Consider the following 23430-nt stretch of genomic DNA (forward strand, 5'->3'; position numbering starts at 1 on the left):
AGGAGCCGCCCGCGACGGCCACCGCCACCGTGCCCTCCGGGCCCGTCGAGGCGTAGGCGCAGGCGTCGCCCCGGGCCGTGCCGGCCGGACAGCCCACGAAGGCCCACACCAGCGTCACCAGGGCCAATGTCCTTGCCGCGGGCGGGAATCGGGTCGCTTCGGGTCCATGCACGACCGAGAGCATGGGGTGTGCGGAGTCCGGCCACGCCGCAGAGCCCGCGGATTGCCTCGAAGGGGGTAAGCGACTTTCGGGCGGTTTGAAACACCGGCCCCCCACACCCCACTCAGCCCGCACGCCTGTGCGCCCCACCGCCTTGCGATTCGGCGGCGCCTCGAAGGGGCGCGGGGCTGTGTCGATTTGCGGCTCCGCCGCGCGGGCGCGATCAGCCACGATGCTGCCGCAGGTGCAGGCCACCGTCACCTGCCGTCGGCGTCCCGCACCGGAGAACGGCCCGCGCCCGGAGACGCCCGTGCCTCGGCGTCCATGGTGGTGTGGCGGGGAGGAGCCAGGAGGACGGCCCCGGCGAAGTCCCTTGCGGTTCGGCAACGCGCCGAAGGGGCGCGGGGCGGTATCGAATTGCGGCTCCGGCGCGCGGGCGCGATCAGCCACGACGGTGCCGCAGACAACCGACGACACTGTGCGGCACATCCGGCAGGGTCGGCCCGGGACCGGAGACGTCGGCATCCGGGGTGGTCTGGTGCGGGCCGGGTCAAGAAATCTTCTGGGCGGTTGAACACGGGGACCCGTCGCGTCCGTACCCAGTGTCGTGCGGCGGCGCAGCGGGCGCTGCAATATCCAGGCGATAATGGGGAGTTGACGATGAAGACCTCGTGGCGGGCCGCCTCACTGGTGGCGACGGCCGCTTCGGTGCTGGCACTGACGACGGCGTGCGGTCAGGACAATGTCACCACCCCCTCGTCGGCGGCCCAGAACGTCGGGGCCACGGCCCCGGCGGGCGGATACGGCGGCGCCGGCACGGGGACCGGCGCGGGCAACGGCTACGGCGCCGACGGCAGCCAGAGTTCCAGCTCCCCGACCCCGGCCGCGCCCGCGGGAGCCCTCACGGTCGCCGCCAACCCCGAGCTGGGCAAGGTCCTGACCGACGGCTCGGGCCTCACCCTCTACCGCTTCGACCAGGACACCGCCAAGCCGCCCAGGTCGAACTGCGACGGCGACTGCGCCACGACCTGGCCGCCGGTGCCCGCGGACGACGCGAGCGCCGGTACCGGCATCGACAAGGCCCTGCTCGGCGAGGTGACCCGCGCCGACGGCAGCAAGCAGCTGACCGTGGGAGGCTGGCCCGCCTACCGGTACGCGAAGGACGTCAACGTCGGCGACGTCAACGGCCAGGGCGTGGGCGGCAAGTGGTTCGCGCTCGCCCCCGACGGCAAGAAGGCGGCCCAGTCGGACCTGCCCGGCCTGTCCACCCGCAAGGACCCCAAGCTGGGCGAGATCGTCGTCGACAAGAACGGTATGACGGTCTACCGCTTCATGAAGGACAAGGCGTGGCCCAAGCCCGTCTCGAACTGCACCGGGGACTGCCTGGCGAAGTGGCCGGCGGTCGCTCCGGTCGACGCCGACGACACCAAGGGCGTCGAGAAGAAGGGCCTGATGGGCTTCACCCGGTCCGACGGCGCCAGGCAGATGACCGTCGACTGCTGGCCGATCTACACCTTCGCCGGTGACGAGGCCCCGGGGGACACCAACGGTCAGGGCGTGGGCGGCACCTGGTACGCCGTCGCGCCCGACGGCAAGCCGGTCGGCGCGCCCAAGTAGGGATCACCGCCCCAGGGTTGATCTCCCCACCCCAGTCAGCATCGGACCACCGCGGAAGGGAGGGACGACGGCAAGCGAGTGCCGGACGCACGACAGGCGCACGACCACGGGTCCGCCCCCTTCGCACCGCACGGAGGGGGCGGACCGCTGCGCGACGGCGCCGTCACGCAGCGTCGTCGTTCCGGCACGTGCCGCAGGCAGTGACCGGGAACGGATGGTCAATTTCCGTTTCGGGTCGCTCCATTGGCGGGCGATCAGTAGCCTCAGCTCGAACACCGGATCGCCTACGCCTTGGAGAGATACATGGAGCGTCCCGCCTGGGCTCCACGGAGCATCGACATCACGGTGCCGAGCGTCGCGCGTATCCACGACTACTACCTGGGCGGTTCCTACAACTTCGAGGTCGACCGGGAGGCGGCCCGCAAGGCAATGGAGTTCCTGCCGGAACTCCCCAAGATCATGCAGGCGAACCGGGCGTTCATGCGCCGCGCCGTGCGCTTCGCGGTGCGGGAGGGCATCACCCAGTTCCTCGACATCGGCTCCGGCATCCCCGCGTTCGGCAACGTCCACGAGGTGGCCGGGGCGGCCCTGCCGGGCGCCCGCGTGGTGTACGTCGACCACGACCCGGTGGCGGTGGCGCACAGTCAGGCGGTGCTGGCGGGCAACGAGAACGCGGGCGTCGTCGCCGCGGACCTCCGCAAGCCCCAGGACATCCTGTCGAGCCCCGAGGTCCGGTCACTGATCGACTTGAATCGGCCAGTGGCGCTGCTGCTCGTTGCCATACTGCACTTCGTGGAAGACGCGGACGACCCCTACGGTGCGGTGGCCGAGCTGCGCGAGGCATTCGCGCCGGGCAGCCTGCTGATCCTCACCCATGCCTCGTACGAGGGAATCCCGCTGCCGCCCGAACGGGCCGCGGGAGCGGTCGACGTGTACAAGGACATTCGCAACCCGCTGATCATGCGCTCGCGCGAGGAGATCGCGCGGTTCTTCGAGGGGTACGACATGGTGGAACCCGGACTGGTGGCGATGCCGCGCTGGCGCCCTGAGCCGGAGGACCCGGACGACGAGGATCCGTTCGCCTTCTCCGGCTTCGCGGGCGTGGGGCGTACGGCGTGAGCGCGGAGCCGGACGGGCCGGAGGACAGACTGCGGCGGTTCGCGACCATCTGGAGCCGGGCCGTGTTCCCGGTGACCTCGACGTCGCTGACCCGGCCGGAGTTCGAGGAACAACTCCTGCCGCTCGCGCGCCGGCTGAGCCGTGCGCTGCGCCGGCACGGCTTCGACGCAGAGGAGGCGAAGGCGGTCGGCGCCGCGCTGATCGACGCGCACTGCACCGACCCGGAGGCGCTGACCCGCACCCTGGACTGCGTCGACGCCTACCTGGTGCTGTACTGCGGCGAGGACGGGCCGCAGGACGAACTGCGCATGCGCTGCTCCCGGTTGCAGCACGCCATGGCGGCCGGGTTCGCGCAGGCGCTGCGCGAGCGGACCCTGGCCGAGCAGGAGGCCATCGCCCGGGCCGCGTTGCAGGCCCAGGGCGTGGTGGCGAAGGCCCTGCACGCCAGCGAGGCCCGGTTCCGGGCGGTGTTCGAGGGCGCGGCCATAGGGATCGGCATCGCCGACCTCGAAGGCCGGCTGCTCCAGGTCAACGAGGCGCTGCTGCGCATGTTCGGGCTCTCCGAACAGGCGCTGCGCGGCCGCCGGGTACCGGAGTGGACGCACCCCGAGGACGCGCCGCAGATCTGGCGGCTCTACGACGAACTCGTGCGGGGCGAGCGCGAGCACTACCACGTGGAGAAGGCGTTCAACCGCACCGACGGCACGGTGCTGTGGACCAATCTCACGGTCTCCCTGCTGCGCGACGCGGACGGCAACCCGCAGTACCAGCTCGCGCTCATGGAGGACACCACCGAGCGGCGGCTGCTCAACCTGCGGCTGCGCTACGAGGCCACGCACGACGCGCTCACCGGACTGCCCAACCGCACCCTGTTCTTCGAACGCCTGGAGAAGGTGCTCGGCGCGGGCGAGGGCCAGCGCTTCGGCCTGTGCTACCTGGACCTGGACGGCTTCAAGACCATCAACGACAGCCTGGGTCACGCGGCAGGCGACCGGCTGCTGGTCGAGGTCGCCGACCGGCTGCAGGCGTGCGCCACCGCGCCCGGCGAGATGGTCGCCCGGCTCGGCGGCGACGAGTTCGTGGCGCTGACCACCGGGCCCGACACCGAGCGGGAGGTCGACGAGCTGGCCGAGCGCATCATGAACGCCCTCGTCACCCCGGTCAGCGTCGACGGCCGTGAGCTGCTGGTGCGGGGCAGCATCGGCATCGTGGAGGGCGCGGCGGGCGAGCGTACCGCCGCGGAGGTGCTGCGCAGCGCCGACATCACCATGTACCGGGCCAAGTCGGCGGGCGGCAACCGCTTCGAGCTGGCCGACGCGGAGGCCGACGCCCGCGCCATCACCCGGCACGGGCTGACCACGGCGCTGCCCGCGGCCCTGGAACGCGGCGAGTTCTTCATCGAGTACCAGCCGCTGGTGCACCTCGGCGACGGCAGCGTCCGCGGGGCCGAGGCGCTGGTCCGCTGGCTGCATCCGCAGCACGGGGTCATCGGACCCGACCGGTTCATCCCCCTCGCCGAGCACACGGGGCTGATCGTTCCGCTGGGCCGCTGGGTCCTGGAACAGTCGGTGCGCCAGGCACGCGAGTGGCGGGAACGGTACGGCGAGCAGACGCCGAGCGGCCCGCTGCGCATCAACGTCAATCTCTCGCCCTGCCAGCTGAGCCATCCCGGTCTGGTCCAGGACACGGTGGAGATCCTGGAGCGCACCGGTGTCGCGCCGGACGCGCTGTGCCTGGAGGTCACCGAGTCCGCGCTGATCGGCGCCGACGACGACCTGCTCAAGCCGCTGCGTCGGCTGGCCGAGATGGGCGTGGACATCGCCCTGGACGACTTCGGCACCGGCTACTCCAACCTCGCCAACCTGCGCCGTCTGCCGGTGAGCGTCCTCAAGCTGGACCGTTCCTTCACCCAGAGCATGCAGCGGTTCCCGGCCGACCCCGTCGACCTCAAGATCGTCGAGGGGATCGTTTCGCTCGCCCACAGCCTTGACCTGGCGGTCACCGTGGAGGGCGTGGAGACCGGCGCACAGGCCGAACAACTACGCATACTGGGCTGCGACACGGCCCAGGGCTGGTACTACGCCCGCCCCGGCCCCCCGGACCGCCTACACCACCTGGCCCTGGCAGACGCAACGAACTAGCAAGCGAGGCACTTTCCGCATACCTTCCCGCCCCCGCAGTGCCCGATGCCGCGCAAGCGATCCGGCACTGCGGCGAAGGGTCGCGGGGAACTGCGCAAAAAAACGCGCACCCCCACCGCCCCGCACCCCCCGATGGCGCTGAAGCGATCCGGCGCGACGGCTTCAGGGGCGCGGGGAACGGCGCGAGCTACCCCGACGCACCGGCACTCGCCGATGCCGCGCGAGTGATTCGGCGCTGCGGCGAAGGGGCGCGGGGAACTGCGCAAAAAACGCGCACCCCCACCGCCCCGCACCCCCCGATGGCGCAGAAGCGATCCGGCGCGTCGGCTTCAGGGGCGCGGGGAACTGCGCGAAAAGCGCGCACCCCCACGGCCCCGCACTCGCCGTTGCCGCGCGAGCGATTCGGCGCTGCGGCGAAGGGTCGCGGGGAACTGCGCAAAAAACGCGCACCCCCACCGCCCCGCACCCCCCGATGGCGCTGAAGCGATCCGGCGCGTCGGCTTCAGGGGCGCGGGGAACTGCGCGAAAAGCGCGCACCCCCACGGCCCCGCACTCGCCGTTGCCGCGCGAGTGATTCGGCGCTGCGGCGAAGGGGCGCGCGGGGAACTGCGCAAAAAACGCGCACCCCCACCGCCCCGCACCCCCCGATGGCGCTGAAGCGATCCGGCGCGACGGCTTCAGGGGCGCGGGGAACTGCGCAAAAACCCGCACCCCACCCACCCGCACCCTCGAACAACACCGCCCCACCCGCAACCCTCATGCCAAGGCGGCGCAGCCACAGTTACCGCTCAAGCAACATCCGCTGCAACTCCCGAGCAGCCCGCGGCGGCGCCACGTCACTGCGGTGCGCCAGCGCAATCGTCCGATGCAACCCCGGCCGAGCCAACGGAGTGACCCGCAGGCCCCGCCCCGACCGGGTAGCGACCATCCGCGGCACGACGGCCACCCCCAGCCCGGCCCGCACAAAACCCAGCACCGCGTCCATCTCACCGCCCTCCACCGCGAAATCCGGCTCGAACCCAGCGGAGCGACACGCGGCGACGGTCAGCTCCCGCAGGTCGTACCCGTGCCGGAACATCACCAGGCGCGCACCCTCGAGGTCGGCGATCCGCACGGGGCGGCGCCCGCCGCGGCCCGGTGCCGGGGCCTCCGGCGAGGAGACCACCACCAGGTCCTCGCGCAGCAGCTCCACCGTGGTCAGCGCCGGCGACGGCGTGGGCAGCGGCAGGACGACCAGCGCCAGATCGAGCGCGCCGCGCGCCAGCTCCCGCACGAGGTCGTGCGAGCCGCCCTCCTCGATCAGCAGCCGGATGCCGGGGTAGCGGTCGTGGAAGGCGCGCAGCACGTCCGGGAGCAGGCCGGTGCACAGGCTCGGGGTGGCGCCCAGCCGCACGCGTCCGCCGCGCAGCTGCACGAGTTCCTGCACCTCGTGCCGGGCGGTGTCCGCGTCGGCCAGGATCCGCCGGGCCAGCGGCAGCAGCGCCTCGCCGGCGTCGGTGAGCGTGATGTTGCCGCGGGCCCGCAGGAACAGATCCGCCCCCAGCTCCCGTTCCAGCGCCCTGATCTGCTGGGACAGTGAGGGCTGGGCGACATGGACCTGTTCCGCGGCCCGGGTGAAGTGCCGGGTCTCGGCGACCGCAACGAAGTACTGGAGCTGCTGGAACTGCACCCGGTCAGCATAGCCCCGTCATAGCCTGTGCCTATGGAATCGAGCTGGACCATGTCTTGGACCGATGGGGCCGAACGGCCCTAGCGTGCGGTGCATGGCACTGGCAACGCGGACGGACCGACGGCCGTCCATGGCGCGCGCGATGTGGGACAGCTCCGTCGGCAAGAAGACCGTGATGGCGGTCAGCGGCCTGATCATGCTGCTGTACCTGGCCGTCCACATGTTCGGCAATCTGAAGATCTTCTTCGGCCCGGGCGACTTCAACCGCTACGGCCACTGGCTGCGCACCATCGGCGAGCCGTTCATGCACTACGAGTGGACGCTGTGGGTCATCCGCGTCGTCCTCGTCGTCGCCGTCGTGGCGCACGCCGTCTCCGCGTACCAGCTCAGCCGCCGCGACCTCAGGGCCCGCCCGAGCAGGTATGTACACAAGAAACCGCGGGCGAGCTACGCGACGCGCACCATGCGCTGGGGCGGGATCATCCTCGCCCTGTTCATCGTCTGGCACGTCCTGGACCTGACCACCGGCACCGTGCACTCCGGCGGCTTCCAGGAGGGCCACCCGTACCAGAACGTCGTCGACACCTTCTCCACCTGGTACGGCAACGTCATCTACATCGTCGCGATGCTCGCGCTCGGCCTGCATGTGCGGCACGGCTTCTGGAGCGCCGCCCAGACCCTCGGCGTCGGCAGCCGCACCCGCGACCGCGCCCTGAAGACCGTCGCCAACGTCCTCGCGCTGCTGCTCACGGCCGGCTTCATCGCCGTACCCGTGGGCGTCATGACCGGAGTGGTGAGCTGACATGACCATCCCCACCGCCTACACGGACTACGCGACCGGTGAGCCGGTCGCCGACACCAAGGCCCCGACCGGACCGATCGAGGAGCGCTGGGACAAGCGCCGCTTCGGGGCGAAGCTGGTCAACCCCGCCAACCGCCGCAAGCACACGGTCATCGTCGTCGGCACCGGCCTCGCCGGCGGCTCCGCGGGCGCCACACTCGCCGAACAGGGCTACCACGTCGTCCAGTTCTGCTACCAGGACTCCCCGCGCCGCGCCCACTCCATCGCCGCGCAGGGCGGCATCAACGCCGCGAAGAACTACCGCAACGACGGCGACTCGATCCACCGGCTGTTCTACGACACCGTCAAGGGCGGCGACTTCCGCGCCCGCGAGTCCAACGTGCACCGCCTCGCCCAGATCTCCGTGGAGATCATCGACCAGTGTGTGGCCCAGGGCGTGCCGTTCGCACGCGAGTACGGCGGCCTGCTCGACACCCGCTCCTTCGGCGGCGTCCAGGTCTCCCGCACCTTCTACGCCCGCGGGCAGACGGGCCAGCAACTGCTGCTCGGCGCCTACCAGGCGCTGTCCCGGCAGATCGCCGCCGGGAACGTGGAGATGCATCCGCGCACCGAGATGCTGGACCTGATCGTCATCGACGGGCGGGCCCGCGGCATCGTGGCCCGTGACCTGATCACCGGAAAGATCGACACATACGTCGCCGACGCCGTCGTCCTCGCCAGCGGCGGCTACGGCAACGTCTTCTACCTGTCGACCAACGCCATGAACTCCAACGCCACCGCGATCTGGCGGGCCCATCGCCGCGGCGCCTACTTCGCCAACCCGTGCTTCACCCAGATCCACCCGACGTGCATCCCGCGCACCGGGGACCACCAGTCCAAGCTCACCCTGATGAGCGAGTCGCTGCGCAACGACGGCCGGATCTGGGTGCCGAAGGCCAAGGGCGACACCCGCCCGCCGAACCGGATCCCCGAGGACGAGCGCGACTACTACCTGGAACGCATCTACCCGTCGTTCGGCAACCTGGTGCCGCGCGACATCGCCTCCCGCGCCGCCAAGAACGTCTGCGACGAGGGCAGGGGAGTGGGCCCCGGCGGGCAGGGCGTGTACCTGGACTTCGCCGAGGCGATCAAGCGGATGGGCCGCAAGGCCGTCGAGGCCAAGTACGGCAACCTCTTCGACATGTACCAGCGGATCACCGACGAGGATCCGTACGAGGTGCCGATGCGCATCTACCCGGCCGTGCACTACACGATGGGCGGCCTGTGGGTCGACTACGACCTGCAGACCACGGTCCCCGGCCTGTTCGCCATCGGCGAGGCCAACTTCTCCGACCACGGCGCCAACCGCCTCGGCGCGTCGGCGCTGATGCAGGGGCTGGCGGACGGCTACTTCGTGCTGCCGGCCACCATCAACGACTACCTGGCCCGCCATCCGCACCAGGAGACGGTCACCGCCGAACACCCCGTCGTCCAGGAGGCCCTGGCCGAGACCGAGGACCGCCTCAACCTGCTGCTCTCCGTCGACGGCGACCGCACCCCGGACTCCTTCCACCGCGAACTCGGCGAACTCATGTGGGAGTTCTGCGGCATGGCACGCAGCGACGCCGGACTGCGCAAGGCGCTGGAGCGCATCCCGCAGATCCGTGAGGAGTTCTGGCGGCGCATCAAGGTCCCCGGCACCGGCGAGGAGTTCAACCAGTCGCTGGAGAAGGCCAACCGCGTCGTCGACTACCTGGAACTGGCCGAGCTGATGTGCCTCGACGCGCTGCACCGCGACGAGTCCTGCGGCGGCCACTTCCGTGAGGAGTCGCAGACGCCCGACGGCGAGGCGGCCCGCAAGGACGAAGCGTTCTCCTACGCCGCCGCCTGGGAGTTCACCGGCACCGGCGAGGCGCCCGTCCTGCACAAGGAAGACCTGGTCTTCGAGTACGTCCACCCCACTCAGCGGAGCTACGCATGAAGCTCACCCTGCGCGTCTGGCGGCAGCGCAACGCCGACGCCGAAGGCGCCATGTCCACCTACGAGGTGGACGGGATCTCCTCCGACATGTCCTTCCTGGAAATGCTCGACACGCTCAACGAGGAACTCATCCTCAAGGGCGAGGACCCGGTCGCCTTCGACCACGACTGCCGCGAGGGCATCTGCGGCGCCTGCAGCCTGGTGATCAACGGCGATGCGCACGGACCCGAGCGCACCACCACCTGCCAGCTGCACATGCGGTCCTTCAAGGACGGCGACACGATCGACATCGAGCCGTGGCGGGCCTCGGCGTTCCCGGTGATCAAGGATCTGGTGGTGGACCGGTCGGCGTTCGACCGGATCATCCAGGCCGGCGGCTACATCACGGCGCCGACCGGGGCCGCGCCCGAGGCCCATGCGACGCCCGTGCCCAAGCCGGACGCCGACTTCGCGTTCGAGCACGCGGAGTGCATCGGGTGCGGGGCGTGCGTCGCCGCATGCCCCAACGGGGCGGCGATGCTGTTCACCTCCGCCAAGGTCAACCACCTCAACGTGCTGCCGCAGGGGGCGCCCGAGCGGGAGACGCGCGTGCTGGACATGGTGGCGCAGATGGACGCGGAGGGGTTCGGTGGGTGCACGCTCGCCGGGGAGTGTGCCACTGCCTGCCCCAAGGGCATTCCGTTGATGTCGATCACCAGCATGAACAAGGAGTGGTTGCGGGCCGTGCGGAAGGGGTAACGCGGGGGTTGCGCAGTTCCCCGCGCCCCTATCGGGGTGGGCTTTCGTTTCGTTTCGGGTGCGGGTGTGTTGTGGCTGGTCGCGCAGTTCCCCGCGCCCCTATCGGGGTGGCTTTCGATTCCTTTCGGGTGCGGGTGCGTCGTGGCTGGTCGCGTAGTTCCTCGCGCCCCTGGTGGGGCGGTCGGGCAGGGGATTTTGGGAGCGTTCGCCTTGGGGCGGACGGGCGGGGTCGGGAGTGGTGCTCACCGGCCCCGTCTCGCTTTGTGCGGGGGCGCTGAGCGAGCCGTTCAACAACCTCACACCCGGTTTCTCTGCGCCGGTCACGCGGAGGTCAGTCGGCATCGGAAGAACAGGGGCGGCAGACCGAACGCCACCGGTCCGCCGTCCGCTCCGCCGACCCGGCCCGTGACCAGGAGAGAGCCATGACCGGCGTTTCCACCCTCGACCGCCCCCCACAGCCCGCGGCGCCCACCCGCTACACCGTCACGCTCGCCGCCGACGAGGCCGACGTGCGTGCCGCCCAGCGGCTGCGGCACGAGGTCTTCGCCGGGGAGATGGGCGCCCTGCTGTCCACCCCGCAGCCGGGCCACGACATCGACCCCTTCGACGCGTACTGCGACCACCTGCTCGTGCGCGACACCGTCACCGGGCAGGTCGTCGGCACCTACCGGCTGCTGCCGCCGGACCGGGCCGCGGTCGCCGGACGACTCTACTCCGAGGGCGAGTTCGATCTGACCGCGCTCGACGGCATCCGGCCGGGCCTGGTCGAGGTCGGCCGCTCCTGCGTGCACCCCGACCACCGTGACGGCACCGTCATCGGGCTGATCTGGGCCGGGATAGCCCGCTACATGGTGGACCGCGGGCACGAGTGGCTGGCCGGCTGCTGCTCCATACCGCTCGCCGACGGTGGCGCCCTCGCCTCCGCCACCTGGCACCGGGTCAGCGCCAAGCACCTGGCCCCCGAGGAGTTCCGGGTACGGCCCCTGCTGCCGTGGGTGCCGAACGCCGAGGCCCCGGCCGAGCGGACCGAACTGCCGGCGCTGCTGCGCGGCTATCTCCGGCTCGGCGCCTGGGTGTGCGCCGAGCCCGCGCACGACCCGGACTTCGGGGTCGCCGACCTGTACGTGCTGCTGTCGATGCGCCGGGTCAACCCGCGCTATCTGCGGCACTTCCTCTCGCTCGTCCCGGCCTGATGAGCGTCTGGCTGCCCAGCGCGCCCTGCACCCCGGGGGCGTGCGTGGAGCCGACGGGGTCCGCCACGGCCGTACCGCGCGCCGTGCTGCGGATCACCGGGGTCGTGGTCCTGGTGCTGACCGGGATCGCGCTGTCCCCGCTCGGCGGGAGGGTCCCCGCCGGGCTGGTCGGGCGGTGGTGCCGGGCGATCGTGCGGGCCGCAGGGGTCCAGGTCCGTATCACCGGCACCGCCGCGCCCACCGGCGGTCTGCTCCTGGTGGCCAACCACATCTCCTGGCTGGACATCCCGTTGCTGGCCGCCGTGCGCCCGGCGCGCATGCTCGCCAAGACGGAGATCCGCCGGTGGCCCGTGGCCGGGGCCCTGGCGGCCCGGGCCGGTGCCCTGTTCATCGAACGCGACCGGCTGCGCGCCCTGCCAGGCACCGTCGCCCGCATCGCGCAGTCGCTGCGCGGCGGTGCCGCGGTCGTGGCCTTCCCCGAGGGCAGCACCTGGTGCGGGCGGGCCCAGGGCCGCTTCCACCGAGCCGTCTTCCAGGCCGCCCTCGACGCGGACGTACCGGTCCAGCCGGTGCGGCTGCACTACCGGGTCGCGGGCGGCCCGGCGAGCACCGCCCCGGCCTTCGTCGGCGAGGACACGCTGCTCGCCTCCCTGTGGCGGGTGGCGACATCGCGCGGCCTGGTGGCCGAGGTGGAGGTCCGGCCGGTGATCCCGGCGGGCAGCCATCCCGACCGCCGTTCTCTCGCCCGTGCCGCCGAGCCGGTCGCGCACGAGCCCGGCTGGACCCATGCGGCCCTGGTCACCGGCGCCTCACGGGTGGAACCGGCGCTCGGCGCCCGCGCGGCCTGAGACCGGAGCCGCCGCGGTCCGACCGGTTCGCCCTGACCCTGGTGGCGGCGGGCGGACCGCGCAAGGCGCACGGGCCAGCGGCACAGGACCGGCCCCGGCGGCCAGGTTCATCGCGACCGCCGTTCCCTGGCCCGTGCCGCCTAACCGGCCGCGCACGTGCCCGGCTGGACGCATGCTGCCCTGGTCACCGGCGCCTCGCCGGTCGGCTGCACCGGTGACAGTTGATCTACGGGTGCGGAGGAACGTCCCTGTCCTGGCCGCCCAGCTCGTCCTTCATCTTCTGCTGCGCCGTGTCGACCTGGGACTGGTACTTGTTGCCGGTCCTCTCATCGGCGTAGTCGCCGGCCTTGTCGATGCCCTTGCTCGCCTGGTCCTCGTGACCCTTGAGCATGCCCTTGAGCTTGTCCATGAGGGACATGGCAACCCTCCTAGCTGATATAGAGGCTTCTCTCCCAGACTCACCGGCCCGGACGCGGTTCGCATCTCGGCGGAGCGCGGTCGTACGGATGCAGGAGTGTCCCTTATGTGCCAGTTTGGACGGAGGTATGCCTGCCGCCGCAGAAAGGCCCGCGAGGATGACCACTCCCGGATTCGGATTCGGACGCAGCCCCTTCGAGGAGTTCGACGAGCTGATGTCCCGCTTCTTCGGCGGGACCGGCCGGGCCGCGCCCGCCCGGCGGGTGCAGCGGGTCGACATCGGCAGCCTTCTGTCGGAGCGGGCCCGCGAGCTGGTCGCTCAGGCGCGGGACATCGCGGCGGCGGAGAGCAGCGAGGACCTGGACGCCCGGCATCTGCTGGCCGCCGCCACCGAGCATGATTCGACCCGGCGCCTGATCAGCGAGGCCGGCGCGGACCCCGACGGCATCCGGGAACGGCTCGGCACCGCCGCGGGCAGCGGCGAGAAGAGCGAGCCCGCCACCCTGACCCCGGCCGCCAAACGCGCCCTGCTCGACGCCTACCGGCTCTCACGCGCCGAGGGCGCCTCGTACATCGGCCCCGAACACCTGCTGCGGGCGCTCGCCGCGAACCCGGAGTCGGCGGCCGGCCGGGTGCTGGCGGAGGGCGGCTGGGAGCCGACCCGGATGCCCGCGGAGAGCGCCGCCGAGCGGCGCGGGCCCAGCAACACGCCGACCCTGGACGAGTACGGCCGTGACCTCACCGAGGACGCACGGGCGGGCCGCCTGGACCCGGTGATCGGCCGCGACGACGAGGTCGAGCAGACCATCGAGGTGCTGTCGCGGCGCAGCAAGAACAACCCGGTCCTCATCGGCGACCCCGGCGTCGGCAAGACCGCCATCGTCGAGGGGATCGCCCAGCGCATCGCCGCCGGGGACGTGCCCCGGACCCTCAAGGACAAACGGCTGGTCTCCCTGGACCTGGCCGGACTGGTGGCCGGGACCAAATACCGCGGCGAGTTCGAGGAACGGCTGAAGAAGCTGCTCGCCGAGGTTGGCGAGCACGGCGACGAACTCGTGCTCTTCCTCGACGAGTTGCACACCGTCGTCGGGGCCGGTTCGGGCGGCGAGGGCGCCCTGGACGCGGGCAACATGCTCAAGCCCGCCCTGGCCCGCGGTGAGCTGCACCTGATCGGCGCGACCACGGTGGACGAGTACCGCAGGCACATCGAGAAGGACGCCGCCCTGGAGCGCCGCTTCGCGCCGATCCTGGTCGGCGAGCCCACCGTGGACGACACCGTGGAGATCCTGCACGGCCTGCGGGACCGCTACGAGGCCCACCACCAGGTGCGCATCACCGACGAGGCGGTCGTGGCGGCGGCCGAGCTGTCCGACCGGTACATCACCTCACGGTTCCTGCCCGACAAGGCGATCGACCTGATGGACCAGGCCGCCGCCCGGGTGCGGCTGCGCGCGAAGACTCCGCTCGCCGACACCCGGGACGTCGAGGACCGGATCGCCGCGCTCAACCGGGAGAAGGACCAGGCGGTCGCCGACGAGGAGTACGAGCGCGCCAAGGAACTGCGCGACCGGATCAAGGAGGCCGAGACCCGGCTGGCCGAGGCGGCCAAGGCGCAGGAACGGACCCCCGAGGTCACCGCCGAGGACATCGCCGCGGTCGTCTCCCGCACCACCGGCATCCCCGTGGCCCAGCTCACCGAGGAGGAGCGGCAGCGGCTGATGCGGCTGGAGGAGCACCTGCACGAGCGGGTCGTCGGCCAGGACGAGGCGATCACCGCCGTCGCACGCGCCGTCCGGCGGGCCCGCGCGGGCATGAGCGACCCGAACCGGCCCGTGGGCAGCTTCCTGTTCCTGGGCCCGACCGGCGTCGGCAAGACCGAACTGGCCCGCGCCCTGGCCGCCGCCCTCTTCGGCGACGACACCCGCATGATCCGCCTCGACATGAGCGAGTTCCAGGAGCGGCACACCGTCTCCCGGCTGGTCGGCGCCCCGCCCGGATACGTCGGCCACGAGGAGGCCGGGCAGCTCACCGAGGCGGTGCGCAGACAGCCGTACGCGGTGCTGCTGCTGGACGAGGTGGAGAAGGCGCACCCGGACGTCTTCAACACACTGCTCCAGTTGCTCGACGACGGCCGGCTGACCGACTCCCAGGGACGCACGGTCGATTTCAAGAACACGGTGGTCATCATGACGTCGAACATCGGCGCCGACCGGATCCTGGCCGCCGGCGTCGAGGACTACCCGAAGGTCCGCGAGTCGGTGATGCCGGTCCTGCACCAGCACTTCCGGCCGGAGTTCCTGAACCGCATCGACGAGATCATCGTCTTCCGCGGACTGGACCGCGCCCAGCTGCGGCAGATCGTCGACCTGCTCCTCGAGCACACCCGGCGCCGGCTGCACGCGCAGGAGGTCGGCCTGGAGGTCACGGACGAGGCCGCCGCGCTGCTCGCGGACATCGGTCATCAGCCGGACTTCGGAGCCCGCCCGCTGCGCCGCACCATCCAGCGCGAGGTCGACGACCGGCTCGCCGACCTGCTGCTGTCCGGCGGGCTCTCCCCGGGCGACCGGGCCGTGGTGGATGTGGCCGGCGGCTCGGTGACGGTCCGCGCCGACAAGCCGGCGGCCGTGGGCTGACGGCCGCCCCGCGGATCACGCGGGGGCGGTCGCGGGGCGCACGATCCGGGCCAGGCGCCGGTAGGAGTCGAGCAGGGCCGCACGGTCATACGAGCTGGTCGTGACCAGGACCTCATCGGCCCCGGTCTCCTTGAGCAGCGTCTCCAGCTCGCTGCCGACCTGGTCCTCGGTGCCGGCGACATGACCGTTCAGGGCGGACTCGTAGCAGCCGCGTTCCCTCGCGGTCATGGCGCGGGCCTCCACCGCCTCGGCCGGGAGCAGCGGCGGGAAGGTGCCGTGCGTGCGCGAGTACGCCATGGACCACGCCTCGGGGACGAGCAGCCGCCGCGCCGCCGCCTCGGAGCCGGCCACCGCGATCGTGCCCGAGATCACCACATAGGGCCGCGACGCCCATGGCGAGGGCCGGAAACCCGTCCGGTACGCGTCGATGCCACGCAGCATCCGCTCGCGGTCGCGCAGATCCCCGATGACCAGGGGCAGCCCGGCGCGGGCCGCGATGCCCGCGCCCTCGCCCATGGCGAGCACGAACGGCGGCACGCGCAGCCCCTCCGCCGGGCGGGCGTGCACCCCGGTCGGTGAGCCGCCGCTGAACCAGCCGAGCAGTTCACCGAGTTGCGCCGCGAAGTCCTCGGCGGCGTCCTTGTCGCGCCCGAGGGCCTTGCGGACCCCGTCCGTGAAGCCCACGGAGCGGCCCAGGCCCATGTCGATCCGCCCCGGAAACAGCGACTCCAGAACGCCGAACTGCTCCGCCACGACCAGGGGTTGGTGGTTGGGCAGCATCACACCGCCGGTGCCGACCCGGATCGTGCGGGTCGCGGCGGCCACGGCCGCGGCCAGCACCGTCGGCGCGGAGCCGGCGACGCCGGGGACGCCGTGGTGCTCGGAGACCCAGAGGCGGTGGTAGCCGAGCGCTTCCAGCTCCCGGGCCAGCGCGACGGTGTCACGCAGCGCCTCGGCGTGCGGGTGGCCCTCGCGGGTGCGGGAGCGGTCGAGGACGGAGAAGCGGGTTGTGTGGATCAGGGGGCTCACATGGGTGTCAACGCGGTGGGGGCTCCGGGATTCCCGTCGGCTGGCCGGCGCCGGCCTTGGCCGTCAGCGGCGGGTGGCTTGAGCGCCGTCGGAGTGTGCGGGTGCGTTGTGGTTGTTCGCGCAGTTCCCCGCGCCCCTGGGCCCGCGATGCCGGATCGCTTCAGCGTCGTCGGGGTGTGCGGGGTGAGTGTGGTTGCTCGCGCAGTTCCCCGCGCCCCTTAAGGTGAGGTGGGTGATGGACAGTGGTGGGCGGCCGGTGGCCGTGTTCGATCTTGACAACACCCTTGCTGACACCGCGCACCGGCAGCGGTTTCTGGAGGGCAGGCCGCGTGACTGGGACGGGTTCTTCGCCGCCGCGCCGCAGGACCCGCCGATCGCCGAGGGCGTGGCGCTGGTCAAGGAGAGCGCGGGGGAGTGCGACATCGTCTATCTGACCGGGCGGCCCGAGCGCTGCCGGCGTGACACGCTCGATTGGCTCGCCGCTCAGGGGCTGCCGGAGGGCCGGCTTCTCATGCGCTCCCGTACCGACCGCAGGCCCGCCCGGTTCACCAAGCTGGAGATGCTGCGCCGGCTGGCCGGCGACCGTGAGGTCCGCGTCCTCGTGGACGACGACGAGTTGGTGTGCGACGACGCCGAGCGGGCCGGATTCACCGTGGTGCGCGCCCGCTGGGCGGACCGGTCAGCGGCGCTGGCGGACGCCCAGGAGCGGGAGGGCCGCACCTGAGCGGCGCCGTCGGCGGGCCGACGGCGCGGGCGGGGTCTCAGTCGTCGTCCTCGATGCGGAACCCCACCTTCAGGCCGACCTGGTAGTGCTCGACGCGCCCCTCCTCGATCTGGCCCCTGACCTGCGTCACCTCGAACCAGTCCAGGTTGCGCAGCGTCTGTGCGGCGCGGGCGATGCCGTTGCGGATGGCCTGGTCGACGCCTTCGTGCGAGGTGCCGACGATCTCGGTGACCCGGTAGGTGTGGTGGGACATGGGTGCTCCGTACGTTGTCGGCCGGCGCTGGATGAGCGACGCGTGCCGTGCGGTCGGTGTGGCACGCGTCACTCCACCGTGCCGTATGCGGCGGCGGGGCGCGAGGCGTCGCGTCCGTACCTCCGGGTAGTACTTGACCCCCGCATTGGTCCATACCAAAATCAGCACACCCGTACGAGCCACCGCTCGTCCCCCCACGTCGGGCCCCTTCCCCCTGTCCGTCAGACAGAACAGGACCCCTCGTGAGACAGGTTCCGGTGCGACGCCGTCTGCTCGCCCTCTGCTGTGCGTCCGCCTTCCTCGCCGTCGGCTGCGGCCTGCTGCCGGGCGGCGGCGAGCGCCACACGGTCACCGTGTGGCTGATGAAGGGCAGCGCCTCGCAGGACTTCCTTGACCGCTTCAAGGAGGACTTCGAGCGCGGCCACGAGGACATCCGCCTCGAGTTCCGCGTCCAGGAATGGACCGGAATCGTCGACAAGGTGCACAAGGCGCTCAGGGCGGACTCCGGGACCGGTCCCGACGTCATCGAGGTCGGCAACACCCAGGTCTCGCAGTACGTCGAGGGCGGCCGGCTGACCGACCTGACGCTGGAGTCGATGCGCGACTGGGACAAGCGCCACTGGCTGCCCGGCCTCGCCGAACCCGGCCAGGACGGCTCCCGCCAGTTCGGCATCCCCTGGTACGCCGCCAACCGGGTCGTCATCTACCGCAAGGACCTGTTCGAGCAGGCCGGCATCAGCCGGCCGCCCAGGACCCGCGACGAGTGGCTTACGGACACCGAGAAGCTCAACACGGGCGGCAACCAGGGCATCTACCTCGCCGGCCAGGACTGGTACACGCTCTCCGGGTTCATCTGGGACGAGGGCGGTGAACTCGCCGAGGAGACGGACGGCCTGTGGCGGGGCACCCTGGACACCTCGGTCGCGCTGCGCGGCATGGACTTCTACCGCAGGCTCCAGGCGCTCGGGGCCGGCCCCGTCGACGCCGACGAGGAACACCCGCCGCAGGCCGGCGTGTTCGCGGACGGCAAGGTGGCGCAGATCGTGGCCGTGCCCGGGCTCACCCAGACCATCCTCCAGCAGAACCCCGAACTCAAGGGAAAGCTCGGCTACTTCCCGGTGCCCGGCCGGAGCGCCGACCGGCCCGGGTCCGTGTTCACCGGAGGCTCCGACCTGATCGTGCCGCAGAACACCGACGACCCGGACGGTGCCGTGGCCGTCGTCGCCGCGCTCACCGGCGCCAAGTGGAACACCGAACTGGCCCGCACCATGAACTACGTGCCCAACAAGACGACGCTGGCGAGCGCCGTCGACGGCGCGGAGGGGGTCGCCGCCATGGCGGCCGGTGCCGCACACGGCCGGGCGACCCCCAACACACCGCAGTGGACCGCGGTCGAGGCCGACAACCCGATCAAGGAGTACATGACCCGGGTGCTCGGCGGCGCGGACCCGCAGACCGAGGCCCGCCGCGCCTCCGAACGGATCACCGAGGCGCTCACCCCGGGCCTCGGGTGAGGGCCCCTCGCCGTCCCGTCGCTCCCGGTCTCAGCGCGCTGTGCTCAGCGACAATGCGAAGCGGCCCTCCGTGTCGGTCCACCAGTGGGTCGACTCCAGTCCCGCGGCGGCCAGTTCCGCGGCCACCCCGGCCTCGCGGAACTTCGCCGACACCTCGGTGCGCAACTCCTCGCCCGCCGCGAAGTCCACGGCGAGGTCCAGCGCGGGGATCTTCACGGTCTGGGCCGTGCGGGCCCGCAGCCGCATCTCGATCCACTCGTTCTCCGCGTCCCACAGCGCCACATGGTCGAACGCGTCCGGATCGAAGTCGGCGCCCAGCTCACGGTTGACGACGGCCAGTACGTTCTTGTCGAACGCGGCCGTCACCCCGGCCGCGTCGTCGTACGCCCGGACCAGGGTCCGCTCGTCCTTGACCAGGTCCGTGCCGAGGAGCAGGGAGTCGCCCGGCGACAGCAGCCGCCGCACCGAGGCCAGGAAGGCGGCCCGTTCGGCCGGCAGCAGATTGCCGATCGTGCCGCCGAGGAAGGCCAGCAGCCTCGGGCCGGGCGTCCCCGGCAGGGTCAGCCCGGCCGTGAAGTCCGCGATCAGGGCGTGCACGGCGAGCCCCGGCCGTTCCTCGACGAGGGCACGGCCGGCCCCGACGAGCGCGCTCTCGCTGACGTCCACCGGGACGTAGACGCGCAGGTCGGTGAGGGCGTCGATCAGATGCCGGGTCTTGTCCGAGGAACCCGAGCCCAGTTCGACCAGGGTGCGGGCCCGGGTCGCGGCGGCGATCTCGTCCGCCCGGGTGAGCAGGATCTCCCGCTCGGCGCGCGTCGGGTAGTACTCGGGCAGTTCGGTGATCCGCTCGAACAGCTCACTGCCCCGCGCGTCGTAGATCCACTTCGGCGGCAGCGATTTGGGGTCGGCGGTCAGGCCGCGGCGGACGTCGGCGCGCAGCGCCGCGTCCGTGGCGTCCTCCGGGAGGGTGCGGGTGACGTGCAGGGGAGTCACGTGCAAGGCTCCTTAGGTGCGGGTGCCGGGTCCTTGAGCGAGCTGAGCCGGACCTCGGCGCGGTCCGCCCGGAGCAGGGTGCGGTCGGGCACCTCACACCAGCGCGGATCGTCGTCGTACGGCTCGGAGGCGACGACGGTGCCGCCGCCCGGCCCGGTGCGGTACCAGAGGGTGTCGCCCCAGGCGGTGGCCAGCACGGCGGCGCCGTCGGTCAGCAGCAGATTGAGCCGCGAGGCCGGGGCCGCCTCGGCCAGCTCACGGACCGTGCCGGTCAGCGCCAGGCCGGGGTCCTCGCCCGCGCGCAGCCGGTGCAGCAGCAGCGCCCAGACGAACGCCGAGTCGGTGCGCGCCTCGAGCGACAGCATCTCCACCGGTGGCAGGCCGGGGACCAGCGGCGCCGCCGCCGCGGGCCACCCGGCCACGGCGCCGTTGTGGCTGAACAGCCAGCGGTCCCCGGCGAACGGCGCCGCCGCGGCCGCGCCGTCCGCGCCCGGCAGAGTGGCGTCGCGCACCGCGGCGAGCAGCGCGCCGGTGCGCACGACCCGGGCCAGGTCGGCGAAGGACGGATCGGCCCAGATCGGCCCGGGCTGCCGGTAGCGGGCGGGCACCGGGTCGCCCGGCGCGTACCAGCCCACCCCGAAACCGTCGGCGTTGACCGTCCCGGAGCGCTGCCGTCGCGGTGCCCACGACTGCCGGTACAGGCCGTGCGGCGGGTCCACCAGGAGCCGGCCGAGCGATTCCTCGGGACCCACATAGGCCAGGTGCCGGCACATCAGACGTCTCCCGAGCGGGCCGTGCGGAACCCGGCGAAGATCTGCCGCCGGATCGGGTAGTCCCAGTTGCGGAACGTGCCCCGGCAGGCCACCGGGTCCACCGCGAAGGAACCGCCGCGCAGCACCTTGTGGTCGGACCCGAAGAACACCTCCGAGTACTCCTTGTACGGGAACGCGGTGAACCCCGGGTAGGGCAGGAAGTCGCTCGCCGTCCACTCCCAGACGTCGCCGATCAACTGGTGCACGCCCAGCGGCGACGCACCGGCCGGACAGCTGCCGGCCGGGGCCGGCCGCAGATGGCGCTGGCCCAGGTTGGCGTGCTCGGGCGTCGGGTCGGCGTCGCCCCACGGGTAGCGTGTCGAGCGGCCCTGGACGGGGTCGTGCCGGGCGGCCTTCTCCCACTCCGCCTCGGTGGGCAGCCGCCGCCCGGCCCAGCGCGCGTACGCGTCCGCCTCGTACCAGCACACGTGCAGCACCGGTTCGTCGGGCGGTACGACCTCGGTGACACCGAAGTGCCGGCGCAGCCACTGCCCGCCGTCGCGGTGCCAGAACAGCGGGGCGACGATGCCGTGCCGGCGGATGTGCGCCCAGCCCGCCGGCGCCCACCAGCGTTCGTCGGTGTAGCCGCCGTCCTCGATGAACGCCTGGTACGCGGCGTTCGTCACCGCGGCGGTGTCGATGTGGAAGGGCGCCACCTCGCGCCGGTGCGCGGGCCGTTCGTTGTCCAGCGCCCATGGTTCGGTGGAGGTGCCCATGGTGAACGGGCCCCCGGGGACCAGGACTTCGGCCGGCCCGTCGAACGGCGGCGCCGGGGCGGGGTCGGGCGCGGTCAGGGCGGGCGGGCCCGTGCGCAGCTGATGGGTGATCAGCATGGTCTCGTCGTGCTGCTGTTCATGCTGGGCGATCATCCCGAAGGCGAAGCCCGCCTCGGTCAGCCGGCTCCCGTGGAACGCGGTGCTCTCCAGCAGGTCGAGGGCGTGGCCGCGCACCTCGGCCGCGTACCGGCGGGCCTCGTCGGGCGGCAGCAGCGGCAGCGTGGGACGCTCGGCGCGCGGATGCTCGAAAGCGTCGTACAGGCTGTCTATCTCCGGGCGCATCGCCTCCCGCCCGCCGACCGCCCGCAGCAGCCACAGCTCCTCCTGGTTGCCGATGTGGGCGAGGTCCCACACCAGCGGGGACATCAGCGGCGAGTGCTGTGCGACGAGGTCGGGCTCCTCGACACAGCCGGTCAGCAGGGTGGTGCGGGTGCGGGCCCGGGTGAGCGAGGCCAGCGCGCGGTCGCGGACGGCCTCGCCGTCCATCTCGGGGGCGGTCATGCGGGGAAGTCCTTCCCGTGAGCGGGGTGCGTGTGCATCGGGCGGAGCCGGGTCCGCCCGTCCGGGGCGCGCAGTGCGTCGAGCAGGTCGTCGGCGGGGCAGCGGCCCCGGCGGACATAGCGGTCGTGGTACGCCGCGACGGCGTCCATGACCTCGGTGGTGGCGCCGAGCCGGGGCAGGGCCTCGAGGGCCGCCGTGAAACAGCCGACCGCCGCCTCGTGCAGTTCGGGGTCGCCGAGGCCGTAGCGTGCCGCGTCCAGCCACACCGGGTTGTGCGGCGCGGGCAGCGCGAGCGAGCGTTCGGCCAGGGGCTTCACGGCCCGATAAGCGGTCTCGGCGGCCTGCGGGTCGTCGAAGAGCGCGGCCGTCACGGCGAGCGGCACGATCCAGCCGTCCTCGCCCGGCTGCGCGTCGATCATGCGCAGCTCCAGATGGCCGCGCGGTCTGACCGGCGGGAACAGGGTCGTCAGATGGTAGTCCAGGTCCTCCCGGGTGGGCGCCCGGGGCGTGCGGGAGCGGGTCCAGTCGCGGAAGCTGAGTCCGTCGGGGACCGTCCAGGGGCCGCCGTCGCGGCGTACGCACATCACCGGCGCGTCCAGGACGTGCCGGGCCCAGGCGGCGCGCGGCTCGCCGCCCGGCGGGGGCGCGCCGGCCCGGCCCGGCCCGATCTCCATCCACAGCAGCTGCCGCGTGGAGAGCCAGCCGGTGGGCCGCCGCCCGGTCAGCGGCGAGTTGGCGAACGCGGCCACCAGGACCGGACCCAACTGGTGCGCGAGCCACCAGCGCCGCCCGTGGCCGAGCGGTCCGGGCTCCTCGTGGCCGGCGTCCAGGCACACCTGGACGGAGGCCGAGGCGCACATCATGTGCCGGCCGGCCGGACCCGTCCGGTCCAGGCACGCCTCCATCGCGTCGTAGCGGGGTTCGCGCAGGAAACGGCGCGGCGGGTGCCAGGGGTCGTGGCCGAGGCCGACCAACTGGAGGCCGTCGCGGCGCAGGGTCGCGCGGACGGCGTCGAGATCGGCGGAGACGGTGCCGATGCACTCCATCAGCGAGGCGGCGGGCGGCGAACTCAGCTCCAGCTGGCCGCCGGGCTCGACGGTGAGCGCCGACCTCAGGGGCACGGACCGCAGTGCGGCGTAGGCCGCTTCGAGTCGTTCGGGTGTCACGGGGAGCTGCGGTGTGCGCAGCTCGTGGACGAGCCATTCCACTTCCACGCCGAGGGCGCGCGGCGGGCCCGTCTTGAAGCAGATGCCGCGGACGAGCGCTTCGACCTCGGCCTCGGTGAGGGCGGTACGGGGGGCCGTACAGTCGCTCGCCGAAGCGGTAGATGCATCCGACATGTCGGGATCCTCCTGAGATTCCACCATGCCACCGGCCCGGATTCCGGTGGGGCCGGGCGGGCACTCGTCCCACCCAAGACCCTGGGAGTGAATCGCACAAGGGTGCGCAACCGGACGTTCCGGATCGGTCACCTCCGTTACCGTGGGCGATTCCAGCGCGTTCCCGGGCCCGGGGAAACCCCGTTGCACCGC

At 72.2% G+C, this 23430-nt stretch carries 19 protein-coding genes; 11 read left to right on the top strand and 8 right to left on the bottom strand.

Translation table 11 applies throughout. The annotated features are described in order from the left end of the window. Window positions 1-820 precede the first annotated feature (820 nt). From ACIRFL_RS22110 to ACIRFL_RS22120, 3 genes are all read left to right on the top strand, one after another. Window positions 821-1777 (top strand): SCO0930 family lipoprotein, encoded by a 957-nt coding sequence (locus ACIRFL_RS22110; protein WP_404030862.1) that lies wholly within the window; start codon window positions 821-823, stop codon window positions 1775-1777. A 303-nt stretch (window positions 1778-2080) separates the two neighbouring features. Continuing rightward, the gene (locus tag ACIRFL_RS22115) at window positions 2081-2896 is read left to right on the top strand and encodes an SAM-dependent methyltransferase (RefSeq protein ID WP_404030865.1); all 816 of its coding nucleotides are present in this window, start codon (window positions 2081-2083) and stop codon (window positions 2894-2896) included. Then, complete coding sequence (locus ACIRFL_RS22120) at window positions 2893-5037, top strand: putative bifunctional diguanylate cyclase/phosphodiesterase (RefSeq protein ID WP_404030868.1); 2145 nt, start codon at window positions 2893-2895, stop codon at window positions 5035-5037. The genes ACIRFL_RS22115 and ACIRFL_RS22120 overlap by 4 nt, the downstream gene beginning before the upstream one ends. A gap of 781 nt (window positions 5038-5818) precedes the next feature. Here the strand turns inward: ACIRFL_RS22120 and ACIRFL_RS22125 are convergent. Beyond that, the gene (locus tag ACIRFL_RS22125) at window positions 5819-6706 is read right to left on the bottom strand and encodes a LysR family transcriptional regulator (RefSeq protein WP_404030871.1); all 888 of its coding nucleotides are present in this window, start codon (window positions 6704-6706) and stop codon (window positions 5819-5821) included. Between the two features lie 130 nt (window positions 6707-6836). Here ACIRFL_RS22125 and ACIRFL_RS22130 point away from each other — a divergent pair, with 130 nt between their 5' ends. From ACIRFL_RS22130 to ACIRFL_RS22150, 5 genes are all read left to right on the top strand, one after another. Continuing rightward, complete coding sequence (locus tag ACIRFL_RS22130; protein WP_404031029.1) at window positions 6837-7508, top strand: succinate dehydrogenase; 672 nt, start codon at window positions 6837-6839, stop codon at window positions 7506-7508. A gap of 1 nt (window position 7509) precedes the next feature. Continuing rightward, window positions 7510-9468 (top strand): fumarate reductase/succinate dehydrogenase flavoprotein subunit, encoded by a 1959-nt coding sequence (locus tag ACIRFL_RS22135; protein ID WP_404030873.1) that lies wholly within the window; start codon window positions 7510-7512, stop codon window positions 9466-9468. Further along, window positions 9465-10205, top strand: coding sequence for a succinate dehydrogenase/fumarate reductase iron-sulfur subunit (locus ACIRFL_RS22140; RefSeq protein ID WP_351739529.1), 741 nt, complete (start codon window positions 9465-9467; stop codon window positions 10203-10205). Before ACIRFL_RS22135 ends, ACIRFL_RS22140 begins: the two co-directional genes overlap by 4 nt. 422 nt (window positions 10206-10627) lie before the next feature. Then, window positions 10628-11398 (top strand): GNAT family N-acetyltransferase, encoded by a 771-nt coding sequence (locus ACIRFL_RS22145; protein WP_404030875.1) that lies wholly within the window; start codon window positions 10628-10630, stop codon window positions 11396-11398. Then, window positions 11398-12246 (top strand): lysophospholipid acyltransferase family protein, encoded by an 849-nt coding sequence (locus tag ACIRFL_RS22150; RefSeq protein WP_404030877.1) that lies wholly within the window; start codon window positions 11398-11400, stop codon window positions 12244-12246. Before ACIRFL_RS22145 ends, ACIRFL_RS22150 begins: the two co-directional genes overlap by 1 nt. A 226-nt stretch (window positions 12247-12472) precedes the next feature. Here ACIRFL_RS22150 and ACIRFL_RS22155 read toward each other — a convergent pair whose 3' ends face one another. After that, window positions 12473-12664, bottom strand: a complete 192-nt coding sequence (locus ACIRFL_RS22155; protein ID WP_404030879.1) for an antitoxin — start codon at window positions 12662-12664, stop codon at window positions 12473-12475. A 157-nt stretch (window positions 12665-12821) separates the two neighbouring features. On the opposite strand from ACIRFL_RS22155, the gene ACIRFL_RS22160 reads away from it, so the two are divergent. Then, window positions 12822-15296, top strand: a complete 2475-nt coding sequence (locus ACIRFL_RS22160; RefSeq protein ID WP_404030881.1) for an ATP-dependent Clp protease ATP-binding subunit — start codon at window positions 12822-12824, stop codon at window positions 15294-15296. Between the two features lie 15 nt (window positions 15297-15311). Here the strand turns inward: ACIRFL_RS22160 and ACIRFL_RS22165 are convergent, their stop codons facing one another. After that, complete coding sequence (locus ACIRFL_RS22165) at window positions 15312-16325, bottom strand: LLM class flavin-dependent oxidoreductase (protein ID WP_404030884.1); 1014 nt, start codon at window positions 16323-16325, stop codon at window positions 15312-15314. Between the two features lie 235 nt (window positions 16326-16560). Here ACIRFL_RS22165 and ACIRFL_RS22170 point away from each other — a divergent pair, with 235 nt between their 5' ends. Continuing rightward, the gene (locus ACIRFL_RS22170) at window positions 16561-17049 is read left to right on the top strand and encodes a hypothetical protein (protein ID WP_404030887.1); all 489 of its coding nucleotides are present in this window, start codon (window positions 16561-16563) and stop codon (window positions 17047-17049) included. A 37-nt stretch (window positions 17050-17086) separates the two neighbouring features. Here ACIRFL_RS22170 and ACIRFL_RS22175 read toward each other — a convergent pair whose 3' ends face one another. Further along, window positions 17087-17302 (bottom strand): dodecin, encoded by a 216-nt coding sequence (locus ACIRFL_RS22175; protein WP_404030889.1) that lies wholly within the window; start codon window positions 17300-17302, stop codon window positions 17087-17089. Window positions 17303-17559: 257 nt separating this feature from the next. Between ACIRFL_RS22175 and ACIRFL_RS22180 the strand changes: the two genes are divergently transcribed. After that, complete coding sequence (locus tag ACIRFL_RS22180) at window positions 17560-18816, top strand: extracellular solute-binding protein (protein ID WP_404031032.1); 1257 nt, start codon at window positions 17560-17562, stop codon at window positions 18814-18816. A gap of 30 nt (window positions 18817-18846) precedes the next feature. Here ACIRFL_RS22180 and egtD read toward each other — a convergent pair whose 3' ends face one another. The 4 genes from egtD to egtA are packed head-to-tail and all read right to left on the bottom strand — an operon-like array spanning window position 18847 to window position 23238. After that, window positions 18847-19809 carry an L-histidine N(alpha)-methyltransferase gene (gene egtD, locus ACIRFL_RS22185; protein ID WP_404030892.1) on the bottom strand — a complete coding sequence of 321 codons (963 nt, stop codon included), beginning with the start codon at window positions 19807-19809 and terminating at the stop codon, window positions 18847-18849. Next, a complete protein-coding gene (egtC, locus tag ACIRFL_RS22190; protein ID WP_404030895.1) occupies window positions 19806-20582 on the bottom strand; it encodes an ergothioneine biosynthesis protein EgtC in 777 nt (258 codons plus the stop codon). Before egtC ends, egtD begins: the two co-directional genes overlap by 4 nt. Then, window positions 20582-21898 carry an ergothioneine biosynthesis protein EgtB gene (gene egtB / locus ACIRFL_RS22195; RefSeq protein ID WP_404030897.1) on the bottom strand — a complete coding sequence of 439 codons (1317 nt, stop codon included), beginning with the start codon at window positions 21896-21898 and terminating at the stop codon, window positions 20582-20584. The genes egtC and egtB overlap by 1 nt, the downstream gene beginning before the upstream one ends. After that, a complete protein-coding gene (gene egtA, locus ACIRFL_RS22200; protein ID WP_404030900.1) occupies window positions 21895-23238 on the bottom strand; it encodes an ergothioneine biosynthesis glutamate--cysteine ligase EgtA in 1344 nt (447 codons plus the stop codon). Before egtA ends, egtB begins: the two co-directional genes overlap by 4 nt. Between the last annotated feature and the right edge of the window lie 192 nt (window positions 23239-23430).

This window comes from Streptomyces sp. NPDC102462, assembly GCF_044765425.1.
Lineage (GTDB): Bacteria > Actinomycetota > Actinomycetes > Streptomycetales > Streptomycetaceae > Streptomyces.

Excerpts from the sequence above, each read along its gene's own strand:
- ACIRFL_RS22110 (WP_404030862.1), top strand. The coding sequence starts at position 821 with ATGAAGACCTCGTGGCGGGCCGCCTCACTGGTGGCGACGGCCGCTTCG.
- ACIRFL_RS22115 (WP_404030865.1), top strand. The coding sequence starts at position 2,081 with ATGGAGCGTCCCGCCTGGGCTCCACGGAGCATCGACATCACGGTGCCG.
- ACIRFL_RS22130 (WP_404031029.1), top strand. The coding sequence starts at position 6,837 with ATGGCGCGCGCGATGTGGGACAGCTCCGTCGGCAAGAAGACCGTGATG.
- ACIRFL_RS22135 (WP_404030873.1), top strand. The coding sequence starts at position 7,510 with ATGACCATCCCCACCGCCTACACGGACTACGCGACCGGTGAGCCGGTC.
- ACIRFL_RS22140 (WP_351739529.1), top strand. The coding sequence starts at position 9,465 with ATGAAGCTCACCCTGCGCGTCTGGCGGCAGCGCAACGCCGACGCCGAA.
- ACIRFL_RS22145 (WP_404030875.1), top strand. The coding sequence starts at position 10,628 with ATGACCGGCGTTTCCACCCTCGACCGCCCCCCACAGCCCGCGGCGCCC.
- ACIRFL_RS22150 (WP_404030877.1), top strand. The coding sequence starts at position 11,398 with ATGAGCGTCTGGCTGCCCAGCGCGCCCTGCACCCCGGGGGCGTGCGTG.
- ACIRFL_RS22155 (WP_404030879.1), bottom strand. The coding sequence starts at position 12,664 with ATGTCCCTCATGGACAAGCTCAAGGGCATGCTCAAGGGTCACGAGGAC.
- ACIRFL_RS22160 (WP_404030881.1), top strand. The coding sequence starts at position 12,822 with ATGACCACTCCCGGATTCGGATTCGGACGCAGCCCCTTCGAGGAGTTC.
- ACIRFL_RS22170 (WP_404030887.1), top strand. The coding sequence starts at position 16,561 with ATGGACAGTGGTGGGCGGCCGGTGGCCGTGTTCGATCTTGACAACACC.
- ACIRFL_RS22175 (WP_404030889.1), bottom strand. The coding sequence starts at position 17,302 with ATGTCCCACCACACCTACCGGGTCACCGAGATCGTCGGCACCTCGCAC.
- egtC (WP_404030895.1), bottom strand. The coding sequence starts at position 20,582 with ATGTGCCGGCACCTGGCCTATGTGGGTCCCGAGGAATCGCTCGGCCGG.
- egtB (WP_404030897.1), bottom strand. The coding sequence starts at position 21,898 with ATGACCGCCCCCGAGATGGACGGCGAGGCCGTCCGCGACCGCGCGCTG.
- egtA (WP_404030900.1), bottom strand. The coding sequence starts at position 23,238 with ATGTCGGATGCATCTACCGCTTCGGCGAGCGACTGTACGGCCCCCCGT.